The organism is Streptomyces sp. NBC_01463, from assembly GCA_036227345.1.
In the GTDB taxonomy this organism is placed as follows: Bacteria; Actinomycetota; Actinomycetes; order Streptomycetales; family Streptomycetaceae; genus Streptomyces.
In genome coordinates this window covers 4,360,653-4,381,874 of sequence record CP109468.1, presented here as the reverse complement: position 1 = coordinate 4,381,874, position 21,222 = coordinate 4,360,653, and the positions used below count along the sequence as shown (strand labels likewise).

The following is a 21,222-nucleotide window of genomic DNA, read 5'->3' as shown; positions in this document are numbered from 1 at the left end:
CCTGTGAAGAAGCAATCAAGAAGTGTTCCGGGTCAGAGCGCCTGGTTCAGCCGGCTCCTGGTCCAACCTGTACCTGGTTCAGCCTGTGCCTGGTTCAGCCCTGCTTCAGTGCGGCGAGGCCCTTCTTCATGTCTTCGGTGTTCATGACCGGCTGGATCTCGATCGACGCGCCGAGTCCCTCGAAGAGCGGCTCCGCGATGGAGGGCAGCAGCGAGCTGTCCGGCATGTCGAACACGAAGGTGCAGCATCGCTTGCCCTCGCTGGGGCCGAAGTAGGCCGCCTCGGGCTTGAGGCGTTCCGCGAGCGACTGCATGATCGTCGGCAGGGTGCCGTTCTTGACCGCTTCGTTCGCGAGCTGGGTGTCCAGCTGTGCTCGCAGCATGACCCTCATGGCGTGGCTCCTTCCGTCCTCCGGGACCGGCGCGGATCCGTCCGCGCTCGCTGAACCCCGGCGACGTCCCGCTCAGCGTCACCGCGGGGTGCGGGGGCAGCCAACATCTCGTGCACCATCCGGGCTGCCCCCGCACGCCATCGACCCCTCCGACTGACGTGCTACGGGTGAACAGGCGCCCATCGCGCTGCACGGCGGCTCGGGCACCGGCACCCTGCTGAGTGAGGAGCAGGCGGGGTATGCGCTGCGCAGGCCGGTGGCCCGCTGCCTCCGCCCTCCGCAATCGGCATCACGGTCCCGGCGAAGCCCGGCGGGCGCGAGTCGAAGGGGGCGATTCAGTGACGTTCGGTGCGACAGGGCCATCCGGCCACAGGCACGCGACGGACGAGCCGGCCGACAGCGCCGGTGTGCAGCCGGAGGTTCCCGGCGTGCGGACGGTTCCGGAGCAACCGTCCCAGCCGCCCGATGAGGGGTGGCGCCCGGTGCCTCGCCACGTCGCGTGCGTGATGGACGGGAACGGCCGGTGGGCGCAGCAACGCTCCCTGCCGCGCACGTCCGGGCACCGTGCGGCGGAGGCGACGGTGATCGATGTCATCGAGGCGGCGCGGTCGGCGGGGGTCGAATGGCTCAGCCTGTACGCGTTCTCCACCGAGAACTGGCGGCGTCCGGGCGACGAGGTCGACTTTCTCATGCGTCTGGTACGCCGAGTGGTGCGCAAACACGCGCTGCTGCTGCACGCGCGCGGCATCCGATGCCGGCTCCTGGGAGCCGAGGACCCGCGCATTCCCGCCCCGCTGGCCCAGGACTTCGCCGACCTGATGACTCTCACCGAGGCCAATCGCGGCATGACGCTGACCGTGGCGTTCGACCACGGCGGGCGGCAGGACATCGTCGCCGCAGCGCGGTCCCTCATCCGCGCCGGGGTGCCCGCGGATGCCGTCGACCAAGCGTGCTTCGCCGCGCATCTGCCCGTGCCCGACACGCCTGACGTGGACCTGGTGATCCGTACCTCCGGCGAACAGCGCATCTCCAACTTCATGCTCTGGCAAGTGGCCTACGCCGAGTGGGTCTTCCCGCCGGTGCTCTGGCCCGACTTCCGTGCGCCGCACCTTCTGGAGTGCCTGCACGAATACCGACGCCGCGACCGCCGATTCGGCGGTGTGGCACCGCAGACGAAGGGACGACCTCAAAAGTGAAGGACACGGACAGCAGCCGCTTCACGCCGAACGGGCCCGGTACCGGGGTGCCGTACGAGAACTCCGACCGGGAGGCCGCCGGACCGCCGGAGGAATCCCTGTTCGGCCCCGGCTCGCAGTTCCACCGATTCTTCAACGATCCGCGATGGGCCCTGGCCGTCGTCAGGGCCACGGTGATGGAAGCGGCCCACCCGCAGATCGGCGCGGCCCTGGCCGACAACTCCTCCTTCGTGGTGCACCCGTGGCGCCGCCTGAGCAACACCCTCGTGAGCCTGCAGCGCATGTTCGGCGCCGACGAGGAGACCAGGCAGAGAGAGGCGGCGCGACTCAACCGCCTGCACGCACGGCTGAGCGGCACGGACGCCAGGAACCAGCCCTACGACGCGATGGACCCCGAGGTACGGGCGTGGGTGGTCGCGACGCTCTTCGAGAGCTCCGTCACCATGTGCCGACTGAGCGGACAGCCCCTGGACCAGCTCACGATGGAACAGCTCTACGCCGAATTCCAGGCATTCCTGGCCGCTTTGGGGGACCGGGCGGGCCACCTCCCGCCCACGCTGCCCGAGTTCTGGCAGTACTACGACCGCATGGTCGCGGAGGAACTGCAGAACACGGAGGCGCTGCGCATCATCCTCTATCAGCTCTTCGAACATCTGCCGGCGCCGCCGCTGTTCCGTGGACTTCCTACGCTCTGGGCGACCGGTCGCGCACTGGCAGGGCCCGTGATCGGCACCATCACCGTGGCATCGCTTCCCGAGGTCTTCCGCCGTCGTGCCGGGCTGCCGGAGATCCCTGGTGCCCAGACCCTGATGCAGGGTGCCTACATGGCCGCCCGTCTGACCGGTTCCCTGCCCGACAACTGGATCCAGACGGAGAACGTCGTCAGTCTGCTGAATCTGTCGCCGGACGGCGACGGGCCCTGGTCCGAGAGGCTCACCACCCTGCGCACCCGGACGAAGCGGGCCGGCGCACTGTTCCGGCTGATCACACCGGTAGCGGCACAGCAGGGCGCTCCGGGCGGGGCCGGGAACCAGCGAGGTGCCCGAGAGTTCTTCACCGAGGTACTGGACCAGACCGGGGACGGCTGTCTGGACTGGCCCGACCTCGCCGCCATGGCCCGGGAACTCTGCTCCCGTCTCGACCTGGACGAGCCGGAGGAGACCCGCTTGTACGACGCTTTCGCCGCGTGGTGGAGGGAACTCCAGGCAGCCCTGGACAGCGACGGGGACGGTCGGGTGAGCGCTGACGAGTACGCGGCCGCAGCCCCGTCCCTGGCAGGACCGGCGCTGATCAGGGTCGCCGAGGTCCTCTTCGATGTCACCGACGCGGACGGCGACCAGTCCATCGACGCCGAGGAGTACCGGGCCCTGTTCAGGAGAGGCTTCGCGCGATCCGTCGCGGAGGGCGAAGGGCGATACTCCCGAAGCGCGTTCGTCCGGGAATTCCTGTCCTTCATGTCAGGCCGTCAGCGCTCGACCCCCTACGACCCGTTGCTGTCCGACGCGTAGTCCTCCGGCCCCGCCCGACCACTGCGACCCGGGGGCGCCGTTGCGTTCCTGAACGTCGAAGGCCCCCGCTGCAAGCAGCGGGGGCCTTCGACGTATTGCCCGGTGAGAGCAATGGCGGAGGATACGAGATTCGAACTCGTGAGGGGTTGCCCCCAACACGCTTTCCAAGCGTGCGCCCTAGGCCACTAGGCGAATCCTCCGCGGCAAACAATACAAGACGTTGAAGGGTGCTCGCGAACCCGTTCCGCCTCGGAGCTCTCCGGGCGGTCCTGGAGGGGTCTCCGGTTGCGGGGGAGGTGGACTTGCGGGGGTGGGGATCGGCTAAGGTGGGCGTCAGCCCCTCACGTGGCGCTATCTGACTGAACTCCCCCAGGGCCGGAAGGCAGCAAGGGTAGGTTGGCTCTGGCGGGTGCGTGGGGGGCCCTTGTGTGTCCGGGCCCGGTGCGCGGCGGGGCTTCCGGGGCCGAGGGCGTTCGGACGGGTCGTGGTGAGATGTCCCGCAACCGGTGGTGTGCCCGGTGCGGGGCCGGTTGTCAGTCCGCCCCGATAACCTCGTATGTGTGTCGTCCCTTGCGCTGTACCGCCGCTATCGCCCCGAGTCGTTCGCCGAGGTCATCGGTCAGGAGCATGTCACTGACCCCCTGCAGCAGGCCCTGCGGAACAACCGGGTCAATCACGCGTACCTGTTCAGTGGTCCGCGCGGCTGCGGCAAGACGACCAGCGCGCGCATCCTCGCCCGCTGTCTGAACTGCGAGCAGGGGCCCACGCCCACGCCCTGCGGGGAGTGCCAGTCCTGTCAGGACCTCGCGCGCAACGGGCCGGGATCGATCGACGTGATCGAGATCGACGCCGCTTCGCACGGTGGCGTGGACGACGCCCGTGACCTGCGGGAGAAGGCGTTCTTCGGTCCCGCGTCGAGTCGTTACAAGATCTACATCATCGACGAGGCGCACATGGTCACCTCGGCGGGGTTCAACGCCCTGCTGAAGGTGGTCGAGGAGCCGCCGGAGCACCTCAAGTTCATCTTCGCGACCACGGAGCCCGAGAAGGTCATCGGCACCATCCGTTCGCGTACCCACCACTACCCGTTCCGGCTCGTGCCGCCCGGGACGCTGCGCGAGTATCTCGCCGAGGTGTGCGGCAGGGAGAACAGCTACGTCGAGGACGGGGTGCTCCCGCTCGTCGTGCGGGCCGGGGCCGGTTCCGTGCGTGACTCGATGTCGGTCATGGACCAGCTGCTGGCCGGTGCGGCTGATGCCGGTGTGACGTATGCCATGGCGACGTCCCTGCTCGGCTATACGGACGGCTCCCTGCTCGACTCGGTCGTGGACGCCTTCGCGGCGGGCGACGGGGCAGCCGCCTTCGAGGTCGTGGACCGGGTGATCGAGGGCGGCAACGACCCGCGCCGCTTCGTCGCCGACCTCCTGGAGCGGCTGCGTGACCTGGTGATCCTGGCCGCCGTGCCGGACGCCGGGGAGAAGGGCCTCATCGACGCACCGGCCGACGTCGTCGAGCGGATGCAGGCCCAGGCGTCCGTCTTCGGCGCCGCCGAGCTGAGCCGCGCCGCCGACCTGGTCAACGAGGGGCTCACGGAAATGCGCGGGGCTACCTCGCCGCGTCTCCAGGTCGAGCTGATCTGCGCCCGGGTGCTGCTGCCGGCGGCCTTCGACGACGAGCGTTCGCTTCAGGCCCGGCTGGACCGGCTGGAGCGGGGGGCGTCCTTCGCCACCACCGGACCGGGGCCCTCGATGGGGTACGTCCCCGGGCCGGAGGCACTGGCACACGCTCCCGTCGCGCCCCAGGCCCACGCCCCTGCCGCACCCCAGGCGTACGCCCCTCCTCCCGCCCCTCAGCCGGAGGCCGGTTCCGGGCCCGCCGCCGCGCGTGCGGCGGTGCGCGGGGATGCTGCCCCGTCTGCGCCCGCCCCCGCACCAGTGGCTCCCGCTCCGGCTCCCGCTCCCGTGGAGCCGCCGCCCGCCGAATCGCCTGCGGCCGGTCAGCGGCCGGGGGCCTGGCCCGCCGCGGCCGCACCCGAGCAGGGCCGCAGGCCCGGAGGCTGGCCCACCGCCTCCACCCCGGGCCAGGCCCCAGCACCGCAGGCCGCCGCTCCCGCCGCGCCCTCTGCGGCACCCTCCGCACCGGTTCCCGCCGCCGCCGCGCCCGCCCCCGGCATGACGCAGGGCGCCGGGCAGGTCCGCACCATGTGGCCCGACATCCTGGAGGCGGTCAAGGGCCGCCGCCGGTTCACCTGGATCCTGCTCAGCCAGAACGCCCAGGTCACCGGCTTCGACGGCACCACCCTGCAGATCGGCTTCCTCAACGCCGGCGCCCGCGACAACTTCGCGAGCAGCGGCAGTGAGGAGGTGCTGAAGCAGGCGCTGGCCGAGCGGTTCAACGCGGTGTGGAAGATCGAGGCGATCGTCGACCCGTCCGGCGGCGCGGGACAGCCCCCGCAGGTCGGCGGCGGGCGTCCCTCCGCGGCCGCACCGCCCGCGCCGCAGCGCCCGGCGGCCCCCGCGCCGCAGTCGTACGAGCCCAGGCCAGCCCCGGAGCGGCAGCAGCAACAGCCGTCGGGCGGCGACCCGGCGCCGGAGCCCGCACCCCCCTCGTACACCGCTCCCGAACCACCCCGGTCGGTCGCTCCCGAGGACGACACCCCCGAGGCCGACGACCCCGACCTCGTCGACTCCGCCCTGTCCGGACACGAGCTGATCGTGCGCGAACTGGGCGCCACGGTCGTCGAGGAGTTCACGAACGAGTAGGGCGGGTGGTGGGGGCGCGCTGTTCCAACGGTCCCCCGAGCCCGGCCCGCGGAGAGGCCCTCCACTCCAGGGCCCTCGCGCCGACCCCGGCGGTAAGAGAGGCCCCGGACGCTCGGCCCCGGGCCCCTCTCCCCGAGAGGCCCCAGCCCCCCGAACCCCCGCGCCGAGCCCCTCCCGCCCGGTCGCCGCCGTGTCCACGGAGCGGCGGCCGTCAAGGGCGCCGTGCCCCGGCGGCTAGGCTGCACCCCGTGAAGGTCCTCGTCATCGGCGGCGGCGCCCGCGAACACGCCCTGTGCCGCTCTCTCTCCCTCGACCCCGACGTCACCGCTCTGTACTGCGCTCCCGGCAACGCCGGCATCGCAGAGGTGGCCGAACTGCACCCGGTCGACGCCCTCGACGGCGCTGCCGTCGCGCGCCTCGCCACTGAACTGGGCGCCGAGCTGGTGGTCGTCGGCCCGGAGGCGCCGCTTGTCGCCGGGGTCGCCGACGCCGTGCGCGCCGCCGGCATCCCCTGCTTCGGCCCGTCCGGCGAGGCGGCCCGGCTCGAGGGCTCCAAGGCCTTCGCCAAGGACGTGATGGCCGGGGCGGGTGTTCCGACCGCCCGCAGCTACGTCTGCACCACGCCCGCGGAGATCGACACCGCCCTCGACGCGTTCGGCGCCCCGTACGTCGTCAAGGACGACGGTCTCGCCGCAGGCAAGGGCGTCGTCGTCACCGACGACATCGACGCGGCCCGTACACACGCGCTGGCCTGCGACCGCGTGGTCATCGAGGAGTTCCTCGACGGCCCCGAGGTGAGCCTCTTCGCGATCACCGACGGCACCACCGTGCTGCCGCTCCAGCCCGCCCAGGACTTCAAGCGGGCCCTCGACAACGACGAGGGCCCGAACACCGGCGGCATGGGCGCGTACTCCCCGCTGCCGTGGGCGGACCCGAAGCTGGTGGACGAGGTCATGCAGTCGGTCCTCCAGCCGACCGTCGACGAGCTCCGCCGCCGCGGTACGCCCTTCTCCGGGCTGCTGTACGCGGGCCTCGCGATCACCTCGCGCGGCGTACGGGTCATCGAGTTCAACGCCCGGTTCGGCGACCCGGAGACCCAGGTGGTCCTGGCCCGTCTGAAGACCCCGCTGGCCGGTGTCCTGCTGGGCTCGGCCAACGGCACTCTGGACGAGCTGCCCCCGCTGAAGTGGCGGGACGAGGCCGCGGTCACCGTGGTCATCGCCTCGCACAACTACCCGGACACCCCGCGAACGGGTGATCCGATCGAGGGGCTCGACGAGGTCGCGGCACAGGATGCCCCGCATGCGTACGTCCTGCACGCCGGGACCCGCAGGGACGGCGACACCGTGGTCAGCGCCGGCGGACGGGTGCTTTCCGTGACCGCGACCGCCAAGGACCTCGCGGGCGCCCGTGAGCGCGCCTACGCGGCGGCGGCCCGGATCCGGCTCGACGGCTCCCAGCTCCGTACGGACATCGCGAAGAAGGCCGCGGAGGCCTGAGCCGCACCCGTCCGACGAGAGCCACGGACACCTCAGCCGTACCGCTCCGACCACCACTGACGCGCCGCTGCCCCATGGACAGCGGCGCGTCAGCACCTTTGCCCAAAGCCATTCCATCGAGTGACGGCTGAGCCATCCGGATGACGCCCACCGAAGCCCCAACTAGGGTGCGGCGCAAGCGTTCCGGCACTTGGCCCACCGGCATTGCGATGTCAGTGACGGGTGCCACAGTGGGGGAGTGAGCAACACCGCCGTGGGGGCAGAGGGGGTGACGTCCGGCCGTGTCCGGTACCGGTACAGGTGAGGAGCTGGGTGCGCAGGCAGCGCGCGCCCGGGCTCTCGTCCTGCTGCGCATCCGCAGCAGGGCAACAGCAGTCGCGCTGCTTCCGGCAGCGCTCGCCGTCGTGCTGTTCGCCGCGGGCGGGCAGGGCTTCGCCGTCGGCAGCGGCTGGGACACGGTGCGCTGGGCCGTGACGGCCTGCGCCGTCGTCGTCCTGCTGGTCGCGGCCGCCGTCGCGGTCGCGGTCGTACGGGCGAAGCCGGCGGTCAGCCCGACCGTCCCGCTGAGCGAGAAGGCGGCCCCGGATCTCTACCGGCTGGTCCGTGATCTGGCGGAGCGGCTCGGTGTGCCCGCGCCCTCGGCCATAGCGCTCACGCCCGACTGCGACAGCTGGCTGGAGGACCGCACCCACCCGGCCGCGGACCGGGCGGCCAAGGAGGCCGCGCGGCAGGACCCGAGCGGTCCGGCGGACGGCCGTCGGCCGGGACGCGGGCGCAGGGTTCAGGCGGCGCCCGTGCTGGTCATCGGTTCCCCCTTCCTGTGGTGGATGCGGGTCGCGGAGCTGCGGGCGGTGCTCGCCCCGGTCGTCGCAGGCACGGGCCCCTCCGCCCACCCCGACATAGCCGCGGCCCGGCGCTTCGTGCGCGGCCTGGACGGTGTGGTCGCCGATGCGGCCTTGCCCGTACAGGGTCCTGTGCGCAGGGTCCTGCGGCTGCCGCGTCTGTTCATCGGCAGGATCGCCCGGCTGCTGCTGCGCAGTTGTCGCGGCCATGCGGCGGAGATGGAGCGAGGCGTAGCGGCCGCGGCGTCGACCCGTGCCCAGACCGTGGACTACGGGCTGCGGATCGTCGCGCAGGAACAGGTCGGTCTCGCCTACGCGGGCTGGGACCGGCTGCTCACCCGGGTCGCGCTCCCCGCCTGGCGGATGGGCCGCTGGCCCTCACGGCTGGACGCGGGTGTGGTCTCGGCCCTCACCGAGCTCTCCCGGCGCGACCGGCTGGCCGAGGGGTTCACCTCCCGGCTCGGTGAGCGCCCGGCCTGCGATCTCCTGGAGGAACCGGGAGCGGCCGACGAGGCGGCGTCCCTGCTGGCCGCCCGGCTCTTCCACGGCGGCCCCGCGGAGACCGGCCCCGACTGGGCCCCGGTGGACTGGCAGCAGTATCCGGAAGAGGTCGTCGACCGGAAGTGGCGTGCCGAGGCGGCCCGGCTGCACCGCGTCCTGGACGCCATGGGCGTGCCGCCCGCGTCCGGCGCCGGTTCCGACACCGCGTGCGCCGGGGTGCCCACGCTGGCGCGCGTCGTCGAGCACCTCGCCGTGGGCGAGGGCGGTGGCGAGGAGCTCGCGGCAGGGATCAGTGCGGCGGTGGCCCGGGACGAGGCGCTGGCCCCGCAACCGGTGACCGGCGGCTCCGGTGACGCGGGAGGGGACGTGCTGGACCTCTGGGGACCCGATCCCCTGCCGCTCTTCCCGCTCCAGCCGCCCCGTACGGGCACCGAGCTGCTCGCCGACCACGTCGCGGCGATGGTCTGCTGCGCAGCCGTCGACACGGCGGGCGCGGCACCCGGTCTGGACTGGCTCGACGGCCCCGCCCTGCTGGTCGACGGCGAACGCCCGGCCGATCTCGGCAGCCCGGTCCTCAGCCTGGTCGAGGACGGTGACGCCGGCCCCCTGCGGTCGTGGCTCGCCTCGGTCGGCGTGCGCACCGACAAGCCCGTCCGTCTCGTCTGAAACAGGTCTGGGGAGACGGCTGTTGACGCGGCCGGCTCCCGATATCCGGAACACCAGGTTCCGTTCACGTCAATTCGCGACGAACGGTGACGGAGTGCATGCGTTATGTGATGTGCTGGGGACCGGCGCTGACAGTCGGCGCACCACTGTTGTTCCGGGGGCCTGAGGGAGGGATGCGTCATGGGGGCGGAGCAGATTCGCCGTTGGGAATCGGGTGCCCTCGCGCACGCCGTCACCGATCCCTTCGGCCAGGGGCCGCTCCCCTGGCTGCGCGGCAGTGAGAACTACTTCGACGACACCGGCCAGGTCGTCCCCTGGTACGCCGACCCCACCCTGCCCCGCGGCTCCACCGGCGGCGGCACCCGTACCGCCGACGACGTCCGCCGTCAGATCAAGGGCTTCATCTCCACCGGCGCCGCCGCCCCCGGCGAGGCGATCGACTTCCACATCACCGTGGACCCGCCCCAGCAGTTCTCCGTGGACATCTACCGGATCGGCCACTACGGCGGCGACGGCGCCGCCAAGATCACCACGAGCCCGCGGCTCTCCGGCATCGTCCAGCCGCCGCCCCTCACCGCCGACCGCACGGTCTCCTGCCACCACTGGTGGCAGTCCTGGCGGCTGCAGATCCCGACGTACTGGTCGATCGGTGCCTACGTCGCGGTGCTGACCACGGTCGACGGCTACCGCTCCCACATCCCGTTCACGGTGCGCGACGACCACCCGGCCGACCTGCTGCTGGTGCTCCCGGACATCACGTGGCAGGCGTACAACCTCTACCCCGAGGACGGCCGGACCGGCGCCAGCCTCTACCACGCCTGGGACGAACAGGGCCGGCTGCTGGGCGAGGAGGACGCGGCGGTCACGGTCTCCTTCGACCGCCCCTACGCGGGCGCGGGCCTCCCGCTCCATGTGGGCCATGCCTACGACTTCATCCGCTGGGCCGAGCGCTACGGCTACGACATCGCCTACGCCGACACCCGCGACCTGCACGCCGGCCGGATCGACCCGAGCCGCTACCGGGGCCTGGTCTTCCCCGGCCACGACGAGTACTGGTCGGTGCCCATGCGCCGTACCGCCGAAGCCGCCCGCGACCACGGCACCTCGCTCGTCTTCCTCTCCGCCAACACCATGTACTGGCAGGTCAGCCTCGCGCCGTCGCCCTCCGGCGTCCCCGACCGCCTGCTCACCTGCCGCAAGCGCCGCGGCCCGGGGAAGCCCGCGCTCTGGCGCGAGATCGACCGCCCCGAGCAGCAACTGCTCGGCATCCAGTACGCGGGCCGGGTCCCCGACCCCCACCCCCTGGTCGTGCGGAACGCGGAGCACTGGCTCTGGGACGCGACCGGTGCCGTCGAGGGCGACGAGATCGACGGCCTGGTCGCCGGGGAGGCCGACCGCTACTTCCCGCGCACCACGCTTCCCGAGCACGACAACCGCATCCTCCTCGCGCACTCGCCGTACCTGGACAGCGACGGCGTGACGCGCCACCAGGAGACATCCCTGTACCGGGCGCCGTCGGGCGCGCTCGTCTTCGCCTCCGGCACCTTCGCCTGGTCCCCGGCCCTGGACCGGCCCGGCCATGTGGACCCGCGCATCCAGCGGGCCACGGCCAACCTCCTCGACCGCATCTGCAAGCGCGCCTGAGGGAACGGGCGCCCCGCCCCCGCCCGGAGCCGCGTCCGCCACCCCTCCGAAGCCGCCCGCACCCGGATACGGGACAATCGGAACAGCTCCTGGATCAACCTACGCGGAGGCAGCGTGTCCGGATTCGTAGAAAAGCCCGAGCCCGTGCAGGTTCCGGGGCTCACCCACCTGCACACGGGCAAGGTGCGTGACCTGTACCGGAACGAGGCCGGTGACCTCGTCATGGTCGCCAGCGACCGGATGTCCGCGTACGACTGGGTCCTGCCCACCGAGATCCCGGACAAGGGCCGCGTCCTGACCCAGCTCTCGCTGTGGTGGTTCGACCAGCTCGCCGATCTGGTGCCGAACCACGTCCTGTCCACAGAGCTGCCCCCCGGCGCCCCGGCGGACTGGGCCGGCCGCACCACCATCTGCAAGTCCCTGCGGATGGTCCCGGTCGAGTGCGTCGCCCGCGGCTATCTGACCGGCTCCGGCCTGGTCGAGTACGACGCGTCCCGCACCGTCTGCGGTCTCGCCCTCCCCGAGGGCCTCGTCGACGGCTCCGAGCTGCCGGCGCCGATCTTCACCCCCGCCACCAAGGCGGCCGTCGGCGACCACGACGAGAACGTCAGCTACGAGGAAGTGGCCCGCCAGGTCGGCGCCGAGACCGCCTCACAGCTGCGCCGCACGACGCTGGACGTGTACAGCCGGGCCCGCGACATCGCCCGCGAGCGCGGGATCATCCTCGCGGACACGAAGTTCGAGTTCGGCTTCACGCCCACCGCCGACGGCGGCGAGGAACTGATCATCGCCGACGAGGTGCTGACCCCGGACTCCTCCCGCTTCTGGCCGGCCGCCACCTGGGAGCCGGGCCACGCCCAGCCGTCGTACGACAAGCAGTTCGTCCGCGACTGGCTGACCTCCCCGGCCTCCGGCTGGGACCGCAAGAGCGAGCAGCCGCCGCCGGCGCTGCCGCAGGAGATCGTGGACGCGACCCGCGCCAAGTACCTGGAGGCGTACGAACTCCTCACCGGTACGCCCTGGAAGTAGGCACCCGCCGCACACGAAGAAGCCCCCGGCCGAAGGGCCGGGGGCTTCTTGCTGAACCGAGCGGACGACCAGGTTCGAACTGGCGACCTCAACCTTGGCAAGGTTGCGCTCTACCAACTGAGCTACGTCCGCAAGCGCCGAAGCGCGAGGACTACTATACCCATCCCCGCTCGCGGGCGAGACGCACCGCGGCGTGACGGTTCTCCGCCCCGAGCTTCGCGGCCGCCGCCGAGAGGTAGTTCCGCACCGTCCCCTGCGACAGGGACGCCCGCTCCGCGATCTCGGCGACCGGCGCTCCGTCCGCCGCCAGCTCCAGCACCTCCGCCTCGCGCACGGTCAGCGGCGAGTCCCCGGCAGCGATCGCGTCGGCCGCCAACTCCGGGTCCACATAGCGGTTTCCGGCATGCACGGTGCGGATGATCCCGGCCAGCTGTCTGGCGCTGACGGTCTTCGGCACGAACGCCCGGACGCCTGCCGCGAGTGCCCGCTTGAGATGCCCAGGGCGGCCGTGGCTCGTCACGATCATGGTGCGGCAGCCCGGGAGTTCGGCCCGTATCGATGTGGCGACGCTCACACCGTCAGCCCCCGGCATCTCCAGGTCCAGGACCGCCACATCGGGGTGGTGCGCCCGCGCCATGGCGAGGGCCTCGGGGCCGGTCGCGGCCTCCGCGACCACCACCAGATCGTCCTCCAGCGCGAGCAGGGCGGCGAGTGCGCCCCGGATCAGGTGCTCGTCGTCGGCGAGCAGCACCCGTACCGCGGTCATCGTCGTTCCTCCACCAGGGCCGCCCGGGCAGCCGTACGCGCCATGTCACCGGATGTGCGACCGGCGGGTGCCCGCGATTCCGTGCGGGCCAGCGGGATCCTCGCCGTCAGCCGGAACAGTCCGTCACCCGCCGGGGCCGCGTCGAGCGAGCCGTCGATCGCGCCGAGCCGTTCACGCAGTCCGGCCAGCCCGGAGCCCGCCTTCCCGGTTGCGGCCGCGGGCGCCCCGTCGTTCTCCACATCGAGCACCACCGCATCCGCCGAGACACCGAGCCTGATCGTGCAGCGGCGGGGATCGCCGTGCCGCAGCACATTGGTCGCGGCCTCGCGCACCACCCAGCCGAGCGCCGACTGGACGGGCGCGGGCATGCCTCCGCCGTCGTCGGCGGTCACCGCACAGTCGATGCCGGCCGCCCGCAACACGCCTTGGGCCCCCGCCAGTTCCGTACTCAGATCGACCTCCCGGTAACCCCGCACGACATCGCGCACCTCCTGCTGCGAAGCGCGGGCTATCCGCTGCACCTCGACCATCTGGTCCACCGCCTCGGGCCTGCCGCGCTGGGCGAGCTCCACCGCCAGTTCGCTCTTCAGCGCGATCACCGCGAGATTGCGGCCCATCACGTCATGCAGGTCCCGCCCGAACCGCAGCCGCTCCTCGGCGACCGCGAGCCTGGCCTGTATGTCCCGGGCCCCCTCGGCCTGCCACATCACACTCAGACTCCAGGCGCTGGGCCGTACCGAGATCAGGACCAGCACACAGCCGAAGAGCGTGGTCGGCACGATCCCCGCGAGGGGGCCGCCCCGAACCCCGGCCGCAGCGAGGGTGCCGGTGGTCACGGCGACGAGCAGGAGCGACTCGAACAAGAACGTGCGGACGGGGACGAGGAGCACTCGCGTGATCACGAACGCCATCGGTGCGTTCAGGGTCATGAGGAGCAGCCCGGGGCTGTTGATCCCGTCCACCGCGGCCAGCGCCGCCAGCAGGCCCACGCCCAGCACCAGCAGGACGAGCGGCGCGACCATCCGCCGGCGGGGGAACTCGGAGACGCCGAGGTAGTGCTCGTACGAGGGACGGACGTTGCGGTTGCTCAGCAGGCACTGCGTCAGGCTCACCAGAAGCAGCGCCGCACCGAGCGCCAGCGGGAGCGGCTCGTGGCGGATGTCCTCCTTGAACGGCGCCAGCTGCCACGACAGGGCGAAGAGCCAGGGGATCGAGGAGATGGTGAACCGCGAGTACAGGTCGATCCGCTCCATCTTGCCGCGCTCCTGCCAGCCTCGGCGCCAGCTCCGTACGCGCATCACCACGGCACAACCTTCCTCAGCGTCGCGGATCCCAGCGGAACCACCGCTGCACAGCAAACACCGCGAGTGCCGTCCAGACCAGTCCGGTCAGGGCCGCTCCGAGCAGGTCAGCGCTCTCGGGGACACCCAGCCAGCCCGATCGTATGAGGGTCATCACGCCGGTCAGCGGCAGGAACTCACAGGCCGATGCGAGCGGGTCGGGAAAGATCTCCAGTGGCACGAACAGTCCTGAGCCCATCATCGAGACGAGGAACAGCGGCATGGTGGTGAGCTGCGCCGTCTGTACGGTGCGGGTGAGCACGGAGGTGGCCGCGCCCAGTGCTGTCAGCAGCACCACGGCCAGGAGCAGCCCGGCGAGGAGCAGTTCGGGCCTGCGCGGCGCGGAGAGGTCGAAGAAGGCCGTGCCGGCCGCGATGATCACGGCGGACTGCGCCAGGGCCAGTGCGGCCGACGGCAGTGCGGTCCCGGTCAGGATCTCCCCGTCGGTGACCTCGCCGGTGCGCAGCCGCTTCAGGACCAGGTCCTCGCGCCGCGCGACGTAGGCGGCGACCATGTTCATGTAGACGGCCTGGATGAGCACCGTGCCGATGCCGCCGGTGAGCGCGGCGCCGGCGACGGTCAGCCCGGTGCCGGCGAGGTCCACTTTCTCGAACGTCGACTTCATCGCCAGGATCATGGCCGCGGGCACCATCAGCGCGACGACGACGGCGGTCCTGTTGCGGGCGAGCAATGTCAGTTCGGCCCGTCCGAGCGCGTTCAGCCTGCTGCGGACCGTGGTCGCCGCCCGGACCACCGAGGGCGGGGCAGGGGCGGTGCTGGCGGGGGTCGTCATGAAACGGTCACCTCTTCGGTCCTGGCGGCGGATTTCGCGATGTCGAGGAAGGCCTCTTCGAGCGAGGCGGAACGGGCGTCGAGCCCGATCAGGGGGACCTGCGACTCACCTGCCCAGCGCAGCAGTTCGGTCAGTGACTCCTGGAGCCGGTGCGTACGGATCTCGATCCGCGGGCCGTCGGCCGCGGCGCGCAGGCTCAGCGGCAGCTGTCCCGCCGCGACTCCGTCGGGAAGCTCGAACCGGATCCGCGCCGGACGGGCGGCCGTCACCTCGGCCGTGGTGCCCGTGGTCACGATGCGGCCCCGGTGCATGATCGCCAGCCGGTCGGCGAGCGCCTCGGCCTCCTCCAGGTAGTGCGTGGTGAGGAGGACGGTGATGCCGTCCTCCTTGAGTCGTCGCACCAGCTCCCAGGTGTCGCGCCGTCCCTCGGCGTCGAGACCGGTGGTCGGCTCGTCGAGGAACAGCACTTCGGGCCGGCCGAGCAGCGCCAGGGCCAGATCGAGCCGCCGCCGCTCGCCGCCGGAGAGCTGCTTGACCCGGACCGAGGCCCGGTGACCGAGTCCCACCAGCTCCAGTGCCTCGGCGGTCGGCCGGGCGCCGCTGGTGCAGCCCGCCCACATCCGTACGGTCTCCTCGGCCGTCAGATCGGACGGGAAACCGCCCTCCTGGAGCATCACACCGATCCGCGGCCGGACCGCGGCGCGATCGGTGTACGGATCGTGGCCGAGCACCCGTATCGCGCCGCCGTCCGGACGGGCCAGTCCTTCGAGCAGCTCGACGGTGGAGGTCTTGCCTGCGCCGTTCGTCCCGAGCAGGGCGAACAACTCGCCGCGCGCCACGGAGAAGGAGACGCCTGTCACCGCCTCGAAGCCGCCCGCGTAACTGCGCCGGACAGCGGTCGCCTCGATCACGCACTCCCGGGAAATCTCGTCGCTGGTCATGCACTCAAGGTTTCCTCCCGGCCCGGACCGGGGGCAGTGCGAGCTGTCACCACCACCCATGACAAACGTCATGGGTGGTGGTGGAGAGGGTGGTGAAGAGATATGCCTGCCTCGAACCGCGTCGTGAACCGCGTCTCGACCCGGCACCTCGAACCCGCGGCTCGAACCGCGCCCTCCCGTACGACCTCATACGAAGCACGAAGAAGGCCCCAGTCGAATAATCGACTGGGGCCTTCTATCAAGAGCGGACGACCAGGTTCGAACTGGCGACCTCAACCTTGGCAAGGTTGCGCTCTACCAACTGAGCTACGTCCGCATTGCAACCACTCGGCTTTCACCGGTGGAGCGAGCACTACTCTACCTGATCCACTTGAGTGGTTGTGGAAGAGCGATGCAGAGCGGGTGACAGGAATTGCACACTGCGCCTCCCCCCTGGAAGGGGGGTGTTCTACTACTGAACTACACCCGCACGCTGCGTGAGGGCCAGCTTTTCGGCCTTGCCCCTCGGCGTGCTCCAGACTCTAGCCGACCTGCGGGGGTGTCGCGCAAGTCGGCTCCCGCGAGGTGTCGCCCGAGTGGTCGCTGACAGGCCGTCCGATGCTCGCCGGCCGGCCCGCCGGCGCCACCCGATCGCTCAACTGGCTTCCTGGAACGCCTCGTAGACCTTCTTCGGAATCCGGCCCCGGGCCGGCACCTCCATCCGGTGCGAGCGGGCCCATGCGCGGACGGCCGCGGGGTCGGGCGCGAGGGAGGTGTGCCGGTACGAGACGGGAACCTTGCCGTGCTTGCCTGCATTTGTCTGCTTGCGGCCGGCCGCCACGTACGGCGCCAGGGCCTTGCGCAGTTTCTTTGCATTGGACGGATTGAGGTCGATCTCGTACGACTTCCCGTCCAGGGCGAAGGCGACCGTTTCCGCTGCTGCTCCCCCGTCGATGTCGTCGGAGAGCGTGACCACTACGCGCTGAGCCACGGATTTCGGTCCTTTCCTACGGCATCCTCGCCTGACATGCGCGGATGCCGGCCTTCCGGCTGTGAGCGCGGATGCGGGCCGACCGGTGTCGGCCGTTTAAGGGCAATGTTGCTTTCCCTGGTAATCATTTGTACAGCGATGGGTGCCGCATTGTGAAGCCCGCCCAATTACCTGCGCGTGTCAACCGGCTTTGTGTGCTGCTGGTGAGGATTTTTTTTGCAGGATTTTCCGCACCCGTTGTCGCGGCCGATATCTCGGCGTGATCCGGGCCGCTCGATATCTACCCGCGTAGAATTTCAGGCCAGGTACGCTGAGTGGACCCGCGGGGGTCTGGGGAACCCCCCGGAGAAACAGCCGCACCACACCACCACACCGGGAGTGCCAGTGGCACGCGTCGTAGTCGACGTCATGCTCAAGCCCGAGATTCTCGACCCGCAGGGACAGGCTGTGCAGCGTGCGCTGCCCCGTCTCGGCTTCGAGGGAATCGCGGACGTACGTCAGGGAAAGCGTTTCGAGCTGGAGGTCGAGGGGCCGGTCGATGACGCCGCCCTCACCCGTATTCACGAGATGGCCGAGACGTTCCTCGCCAACACCGTGATCGAGGACTTCACCGTGAAGGTGGAGAAGGCCGAGGAGTCGAAGTGACTGCTCGTATCGGAGTCGTCACCTTTCCGGGCACGCTCGACGACCAGGACAGCCTTCGGGCCGTACGGGTCGCCGGCGCCGAGCCCGTATCGCTGTGGCACCGCGACAAGGACCTGCACCAGGTCGACGCGGTCATCCTGGCGGGCGGTTTCTCCTACGGCGACTACCTGAGGGCCGGCGCCATCTCGCGCTTCTCGCCCGTCATGGAGACGGTGATCGAGCAGGCGAAGGCGGGCATGCCGGTTCTCGGCATCTGCAACGGCTTCCAGATCCTGACCGAGGCGCACCTGCTGCCCGGCGCGATGCTGCGCAACAACCACCTGCACTTCATCTGCCGCGACCAGAAGCTGCGCGTCGAGAACGCGGAGACGTCCTGGACCTCGGACTACTCCGCGGGCCAGGAAATCTCCGTACCGCTCAAGAACATGGACGGCCGCTACACCGCCGACGAGCACACACTCGACGAGCTGGAGGCGGAGGGCCGTGTCGCGTTCCGCTACGTGGACGTGAACCCCAACGGCTCGCTGCGCGACATCGCCGGCATCACCAATGCCGCGGGCAACGTCGTCGGCCTGATGCCGCACCCGGAGCACGCCGTGGAGCCGCTGGTCGGCACCGGTCGTACCGACGGTCTCGGTTTCTTCACCTCGATCATCAAGAAGCTGGTCAACGCATGAGCCTGGACACGGTCAAGCACGCGGCCGAAACCCCGGACACCGCGCAGCCCTGGAAGGAGCTCGGCCTCAAGGAGGACGAGTACGCCCGGATCCGCGAGATCCTGGGCCGCCGTCCCACCGGCGCCGAGCTCGCCATGTACTCCGTGATGTGGTCCGAGCACTGCTCCTACAAGAGCAGCAAGGTCCACCTCAAGCAGTTCGGCGAGAAGGTCCCGGAGAACGACGCGATGCTCGTCGGCATCGGCGAGAACGCCGGTGTGGTCGACGTCGGTCAGGGCTACGCGGTCACCTTCAAGGTCGAGTCGCACAACCACCCCTCGTACATCGAGCCCTACCAGGGCGCGGCCACCGGCGTCGGCGGCATCGTCCGCGACATCCTCGCCATGGGTGCCCGTCCGATCGCGGTCGTCGACCCGCTGCGCTTCGGTGCGGCCGACCACCCCGACACCCGGCGCGTCCTGCCGGGCATCGTCGCGGGCATCGGCGGCTACGGAAACTGTCTCGGCCTGCCGAACATCGGCGGCGAGGTCGTCTTCGACGCCTGCTACCAGGGCAACCCGCTCGTCAACGCCGGCTGCATCGGCGTGATGAAGCACGAGGACATCCACCTGGCCCAGGCCTCAGGCCCCGGCAACAAGGTGATCCTTTACGGCGCCCGCACCGGCGGCGACGGCATCGGCGGCGTCTCCGTGCTGGCCTCGGAGACCTTCGACGACACCAAGCCCACCAAGCGGCCCGCCGTCCAGGTCGGCGACCCGTTCCAGGAGAAGCTCCTCATCGAGTGCACCCTGGAGATCTTCAAGGAGAAGCTCGTCGCGGGCATCCAGGACCTCGGCGGCGCCGGGCTCTCCTGTGCTACCTCCGAGCTGGCCTCGGCCGGCTCCGGCGGTATGCGCGTCGAGCTGGACACCGTGCCGCTGCGCGACTCCTCCCTCTCGCCCGAGGAAATCCTCATGAGCGAGTCGCAGGAGCGCATGTGCGCGATCGTCGAGCCGCAGCACGTGGACCGCTTCCTGGAGATCTGCGAGAAGTGGGACGTCATCGCCACCGTCATCGGTGAGGTGACCGAGGGCTCGCAGCTGGAGATCTTCTGGCACGGCGAGCAGATCGTGGACGTGCCGCCGCGGTCCGTCGCCCACGAGGGCCCGACCTACCACCGCCCGTTCGCCCGCCCGTCCTGGCAGGACGCGCTGCAGGCCGACGACGCCGGAAAGCTGGCCCGTCCGGCGAACGGCGCCGAGCTGCGCGAGCAGGTGCTGGCGCTGGTCTCCTCCCCGAACCAGGCCTCGAAGTCCTGGATCACGGACCAGTACGACCGGTTCGTGCAGGGCAACACCGTGCTCGCGATGCCCGAGGACGCCGGCATGGTCCGCATCGACGAGGAGTCCAACCTCGGCGTGGCCATGGCGACCGATGGCAACGGCCGGTACGCGAAGCTCGACCCGTACACCGGCGCGCAGCTCGCGCTGGCGGAGTCGTACCGCAACGTCGCCGCCTCCGGCGCCAAGCCGCTCGCCATCTCGGACTGCCTGAACTTCGGTTCGCCCGAGGACCCGGACGTCATGTGGCAGTTCGCCGAGGCCACCCGTGGTCTGGCGGACGGCTGCCTGGAGCTGGGCACCCCGGTCACCGGCGGCAACGTGTCGCTGTACAACCAGACCGGTGACACGGCGATCCACCCGACGCCGGTCGTGGCCGTGCTCGGTGTGATCGACGACGTGACCCGGCGTACGCCGGTCGCCTTCAAGGAAGAGGGCCAGCTCCTCTACCTGCTGGGTGACACGCACGAGGAGTTCGGCGGCTCGGCCTGGTCCGAGGTCGTCCACCAGCACCTCGGCGGCATGCCGCCCAAGGTCGACCTGGGCCGCGAGAAGCTGCTCGGCGAGATCCTGATCTCGGCGTCCCGCGACGGCATGATCGACGCGGCGCACGACCTGTCCGACGGCGGCCTGATCCAGGCGGTCACCGAGTCCTGCCTGCGCGGCGGGAAGGGTGCCCGGCTGGTCGTGCCGGACGGACTGGACGCGTTCACGTTCCTGTTCTCCGAGTCGGCGGGACGCGCGATCGTCTCGATCCCGCGCAGCGAGGAGCTCCGCTTCAACGACATGTGCGGGGCGCGGGGTCTGCCCGTGACCCGGATCGGTGTCGTGGACGGCGAGGAGATCGAGATCCAGGGCGAGTTCAGCATCCCGCTGAGCGAGCTGCGTACGGCGCACGAGGGAACGATCCCCGCGCTGCTGGCGTAGCCCCGCCCGACTGTCAGGCACTGTGACGTGCTGTGACGTGTCGTGATGTGCTGCCACGTGCGCGCGTCACGCTTTGCAGAAGCCCCCGCCCGGTTCGACCGGACGGGGGCTTCTGCATGCCCGGGTTGGTTCCGCCGGTTTCAGGGGAGGGCTTGACGGGGATTACGTAATTACGTAATCCTTGAGCAATGGAACTGGAGGAACGGGTCTCGGAGCTGGAGAGACGGCTTGAGGCGCTCGTGGGCGACCACCCCGAGGCGCCGCGACCGACCGGGGCCGATTTCTGGGCCCTGGAGGGGTTGAAGCAGGAGCTCTCGGGGGCGGGGGTGGCTGACGGGGGAGTGCTCTATACGGGGGCGGTGCGGCTGCCGACGGGTGAGCGGTACGAGTGGCAGTACGGCGCGCTGACCGAGCAGCTGCTGGACGTGGAAAGGCCCGCCGAGGCGGATGGCAGTGACAGGACGGAGGAGGGGGGCGGAGAGGAGAGCGGTCGGGCGGCGCCCGGTGCCGACTGGTCGGATACCGCCGAGTCCTTCGCCGCCCTCGGCCACCCGGTGCGGCTGCGGCTGCTCCGGGAGATCCTCGGCGGCCGGCGCACGGCGGCGGAGCTCGCCGCGCTCGAGGAGACCGGGACGACGGGGCAGATCTACCACCATCTGCGTCAGCTGACCGGCGCGGGCTGGCTGCAGACGAAGGGGCGCGGGAGATACGAGGTCCCGGGGGCCCGCGTGGTGCCGCTGCTGGTGATCCTCACGGCGGCCAGACCCTGAGGAGGCCCGTGCGGGCCATCCGCGACCACTGACGAG

Annotated in this window: 17 protein-coding genes, 4 tRNA genes and 1 other RNA gene; 12 read left to right on the top strand and 10 right to left on the bottom strand. The window is 70.9% G+C overall.

The window, feature by feature from the left end; all coding sequences use genetic code 11:
• Positions 1–94: 94 nt before the first annotated feature.
• The gene (locus OG521_19310; protein ID WUW22821.1) at positions 95–391 is read right to left on the bottom strand and encodes a hypothetical protein; all 297 of its coding nucleotides are present in this window, start codon (positions 389–391) and stop codon (positions 95–97) included.
• Positions 392–897: 506 nt separating this feature from the next.
• Between OG521_19310 and uppS the strand changes: the two genes are divergently transcribed.
• Together uppS and OG521_19300 are read left to right on the top strand one after the other, a co-directional pair.
• Positions 898–1,587, top strand: coding sequence for a polyprenyl diphosphate synthase (gene uppS, locus OG521_19305; GenBank protein WUW26730.1), 690 nt, complete (start codon positions 898–900; stop codon positions 1,585–1,587).
• Positions 1,588–1,634: 47 nt separating this feature from the next.
• A complete protein-coding gene (locus OG521_19300; protein WUW26729.1) occupies positions 1,635–3,095 on the top strand; it encodes an oxygenase MpaB family protein in 1,461 nt (486 codons plus the stop codon).
• A 112-nt stretch (positions 3,096–3,207) separates the two neighbouring features.
• Here OG521_19300 and OG521_19295 read toward each other — a convergent pair.
• Positions 3,208–3,295 (bottom strand) — tRNA-Ser (locus OG521_19295).
• A 132-nt stretch (positions 3,296–3,427) separates the two neighbouring features.
• Here OG521_19295 and ffs point away from each other — a divergent pair.
• The 6 genes from ffs to OG521_19265 all read left to right on the top strand — a co-directional run bounded on the left by ffs (position 3,428) and on the right by OG521_19265 (position 12,038).
• An RNA gene (gene ffs / locus OG521_19290) (signal recognition particle sRNA small type) lies at positions 3,428–3,524 on the top strand.
• A gap of 131 nt (positions 3,525–3,655) precedes the next feature.
• Positions 3,656–5,857: a DNA polymerase III subunit gamma and tau gene (locus OG521_19285; GenBank protein WUW22820.1), complete on the top strand. Its 2,202-nt coding sequence runs from the start codon at positions 3,656–3,658 to the stop codon at positions 5,855–5,857.
• A 248-nt stretch (positions 5,858–6,105) separates the two neighbouring features.
• Positions 6,106–7,356 (top strand): phosphoribosylamine--glycine ligase, encoded by a 1,251-nt coding sequence (purD, locus tag OG521_19280; protein ID WUW22819.1) that lies wholly within the window; start codon positions 6,106–6,108, stop codon positions 7,354–7,356.
• A gap of 281 nt (positions 7,357–7,637) precedes the next feature.
• Positions 7,638–9,365, top strand: a complete 1,728-nt coding sequence (locus OG521_19275; protein ID WUW22818.1) for a hypothetical protein — start codon at positions 7,638–7,640, stop codon at positions 9,363–9,365.
• Between the two features lie 180 nt (positions 9,366–9,545).
• Positions 9,546–11,009: a phosphoribosylamine--glycine ligase gene (locus OG521_19270; GenBank protein WUW22817.1), complete on the top strand. Its 1,464-nt coding sequence runs from the start codon at positions 9,546–9,548 to the stop codon at positions 11,007–11,009.
• A gap of 114 nt (positions 11,010–11,123) precedes the next feature.
• Positions 11,124–12,038, top strand: coding sequence for a phosphoribosylaminoimidazolesuccinocarboxamide synthase (locus OG521_19265; GenBank protein ID WUW22816.1), 915 nt, complete (start codon positions 11,124–11,126; stop codon positions 12,036–12,038).
• Between the two features lie 59 nt (positions 12,039–12,097).
• Here the strand turns inward: OG521_19265 and OG521_19260 are convergent.
• The 8 genes from OG521_19260 to OG521_19225 form a co-directional block, all read right to left on the bottom strand.
• Positions 12,098–12,170: transfer RNA gene (locus OG521_19260), tRNA-Gly, on the bottom strand.
• A gap of 22 nt (positions 12,171–12,192) precedes the next feature.
• The gene (locus tag OG521_19255; GenBank protein WUW22815.1) at positions 12,193–12,804 is read right to left on the bottom strand and encodes a response regulator transcription factor; all 612 of its coding nucleotides are present in this window, start codon (positions 12,802–12,804) and stop codon (positions 12,193–12,195) included.
• Positions 12,801–14,102: a histidine kinase gene (locus tag OG521_19250; protein WUW22814.1), complete on the bottom strand. Its 1,302-nt coding sequence runs from the start codon at positions 14,100–14,102 to the stop codon at positions 12,801–12,803. The genes OG521_19255 and OG521_19250 overlap by 4 nt, the downstream gene beginning before the upstream one ends.
• Positions 14,103–14,121: 19 nt before the next feature.
• Entirely contained in the window at positions 14,122–14,937 is an 816-nt protein-coding gene (locus OG521_19245; GenBank protein WUW22813.1) for an ABC transporter permease, read from the bottom strand.
• Complete coding sequence (locus tag OG521_19240) at positions 14,934–15,878, bottom strand: ABC transporter ATP-binding protein (protein WUW22812.1); 945 nt, start codon at positions 15,876–15,878, stop codon at positions 14,934–14,936. The genes OG521_19245 and OG521_19240 overlap by 4 nt, the downstream gene beginning before the upstream one ends.
• 243 nt (positions 15,879–16,121) lie before the next feature.
• A tRNA-Gly gene (locus OG521_19235) sits at positions 16,122–16,194 on the bottom strand.
• Positions 16,195–16,275: 81 nt separating this feature from the next.
• Positions 16,276–16,347 (bottom strand) — tRNA-Gly (locus OG521_19230).
• A gap of 165 nt (positions 16,348–16,512) precedes the next feature.
• The gene (locus tag OG521_19225) at positions 16,513–16,848 is read right to left on the bottom strand and encodes an Lsr2 family protein (GenBank protein ID WUW22811.1); all 336 of its coding nucleotides are present in this window, start codon (positions 16,846–16,848) and stop codon (positions 16,513–16,515) included.
• Positions 16,849–17,232: 384 nt separating this feature from the next.
• Between OG521_19225 and purS the strand changes: the two genes are divergently transcribed.
• From purS to OG521_19205, 4 genes are all read left to right on the top strand, one after another.
• Positions 17,233–17,493, top strand: coding sequence for a phosphoribosylformylglycinamidine synthase subunit PurS (purS, locus tag OG521_19220; protein ID WUW22810.1), 261 nt, complete (start codon positions 17,233–17,235; stop codon positions 17,491–17,493).
• On the top strand, positions 17,490–18,170 hold the full coding sequence (purQ, locus tag OG521_19215) for a phosphoribosylformylglycinamidine synthase subunit PurQ (protein WUW22809.1): 681 nt from the start codon (positions 17,490–17,492) through the stop codon (positions 18,168–18,170). Before purS ends, purQ begins: the two co-directional genes overlap by 4 nt.
• Positions 18,167–20,416, top strand: coding sequence for a phosphoribosylformylglycinamidine synthase subunit PurL (gene purL, locus OG521_19210; protein WUW22808.1), 2,250 nt, complete (start codon positions 18,167–18,169; stop codon positions 20,414–20,416). Before purQ ends, purL begins: the two co-directional genes overlap by 4 nt.
• 188 nt (positions 20,417–20,604) lie before the next feature.
• Positions 20,605–21,186, top strand: coding sequence for a winged helix-turn-helix domain-containing protein (locus OG521_19205; protein ID WUW22807.1), 582 nt, complete (start codon positions 20,605–20,607; stop codon positions 21,184–21,186).
• Positions 21,187–21,222: the final 36 nt, after the last annotated feature.

Bases quoted from the DNA above. Each gene is read 5' to 3' on its own strand.
- OG521_19255 (WUW22815.1), bottom strand. From the start codon at position 12,804: ATGACCGCGGTACGGGTGCTGCTCGCCGACGACGAGCACCTGATCCGG.
- uppS (WUW26730.1), top strand. From the start codon at position 898: ATGGACGGGAACGGCCGGTGGGCGCAGCAACGCTCCCTGCCGCGCACG.
- OG521_19205 (WUW22807.1), top strand. From the start codon at position 20,605: ATGGAACTGGAGGAACGGGTCTCGGAGCTGGAGAGACGGCTTGAGGCG.
- OG521_19245 (WUW22813.1), bottom strand. From the start codon at position 14,937: ATGACGACCCCCGCCAGCACCGCCCCTGCCCCGCCCTCGGTGGTCCGG.
- purL (WUW22808.1), top strand. From the start codon at position 18,167: ATGAGCCTGGACACGGTCAAGCACGCGGCCGAAACCCCGGACACCGCG.
- OG521_19270 (WUW22817.1), top strand. From the start codon at position 9,546: ATGGGGGCGGAGCAGATTCGCCGTTGGGAATCGGGTGCCCTCGCGCAC.
- OG521_19310 (WUW22821.1), bottom strand. From the start codon at position 391: ATGAGGGTCATGCTGCGAGCACAGCTGGACACCCAGCTCGCGAACGAA.
- OG521_19240 (WUW22812.1), bottom strand. From the start codon at position 15,878: ATGACCAGCGACGAGATTTCCCGGGAGTGCGTGATCGAGGCGACCGCT.
- OG521_19250 (WUW22814.1), bottom strand. From the start codon at position 14,102: ATGCGCGTACGGAGCTGGCGCCGAGGCTGGCAGGAGCGCGGCAAGATG.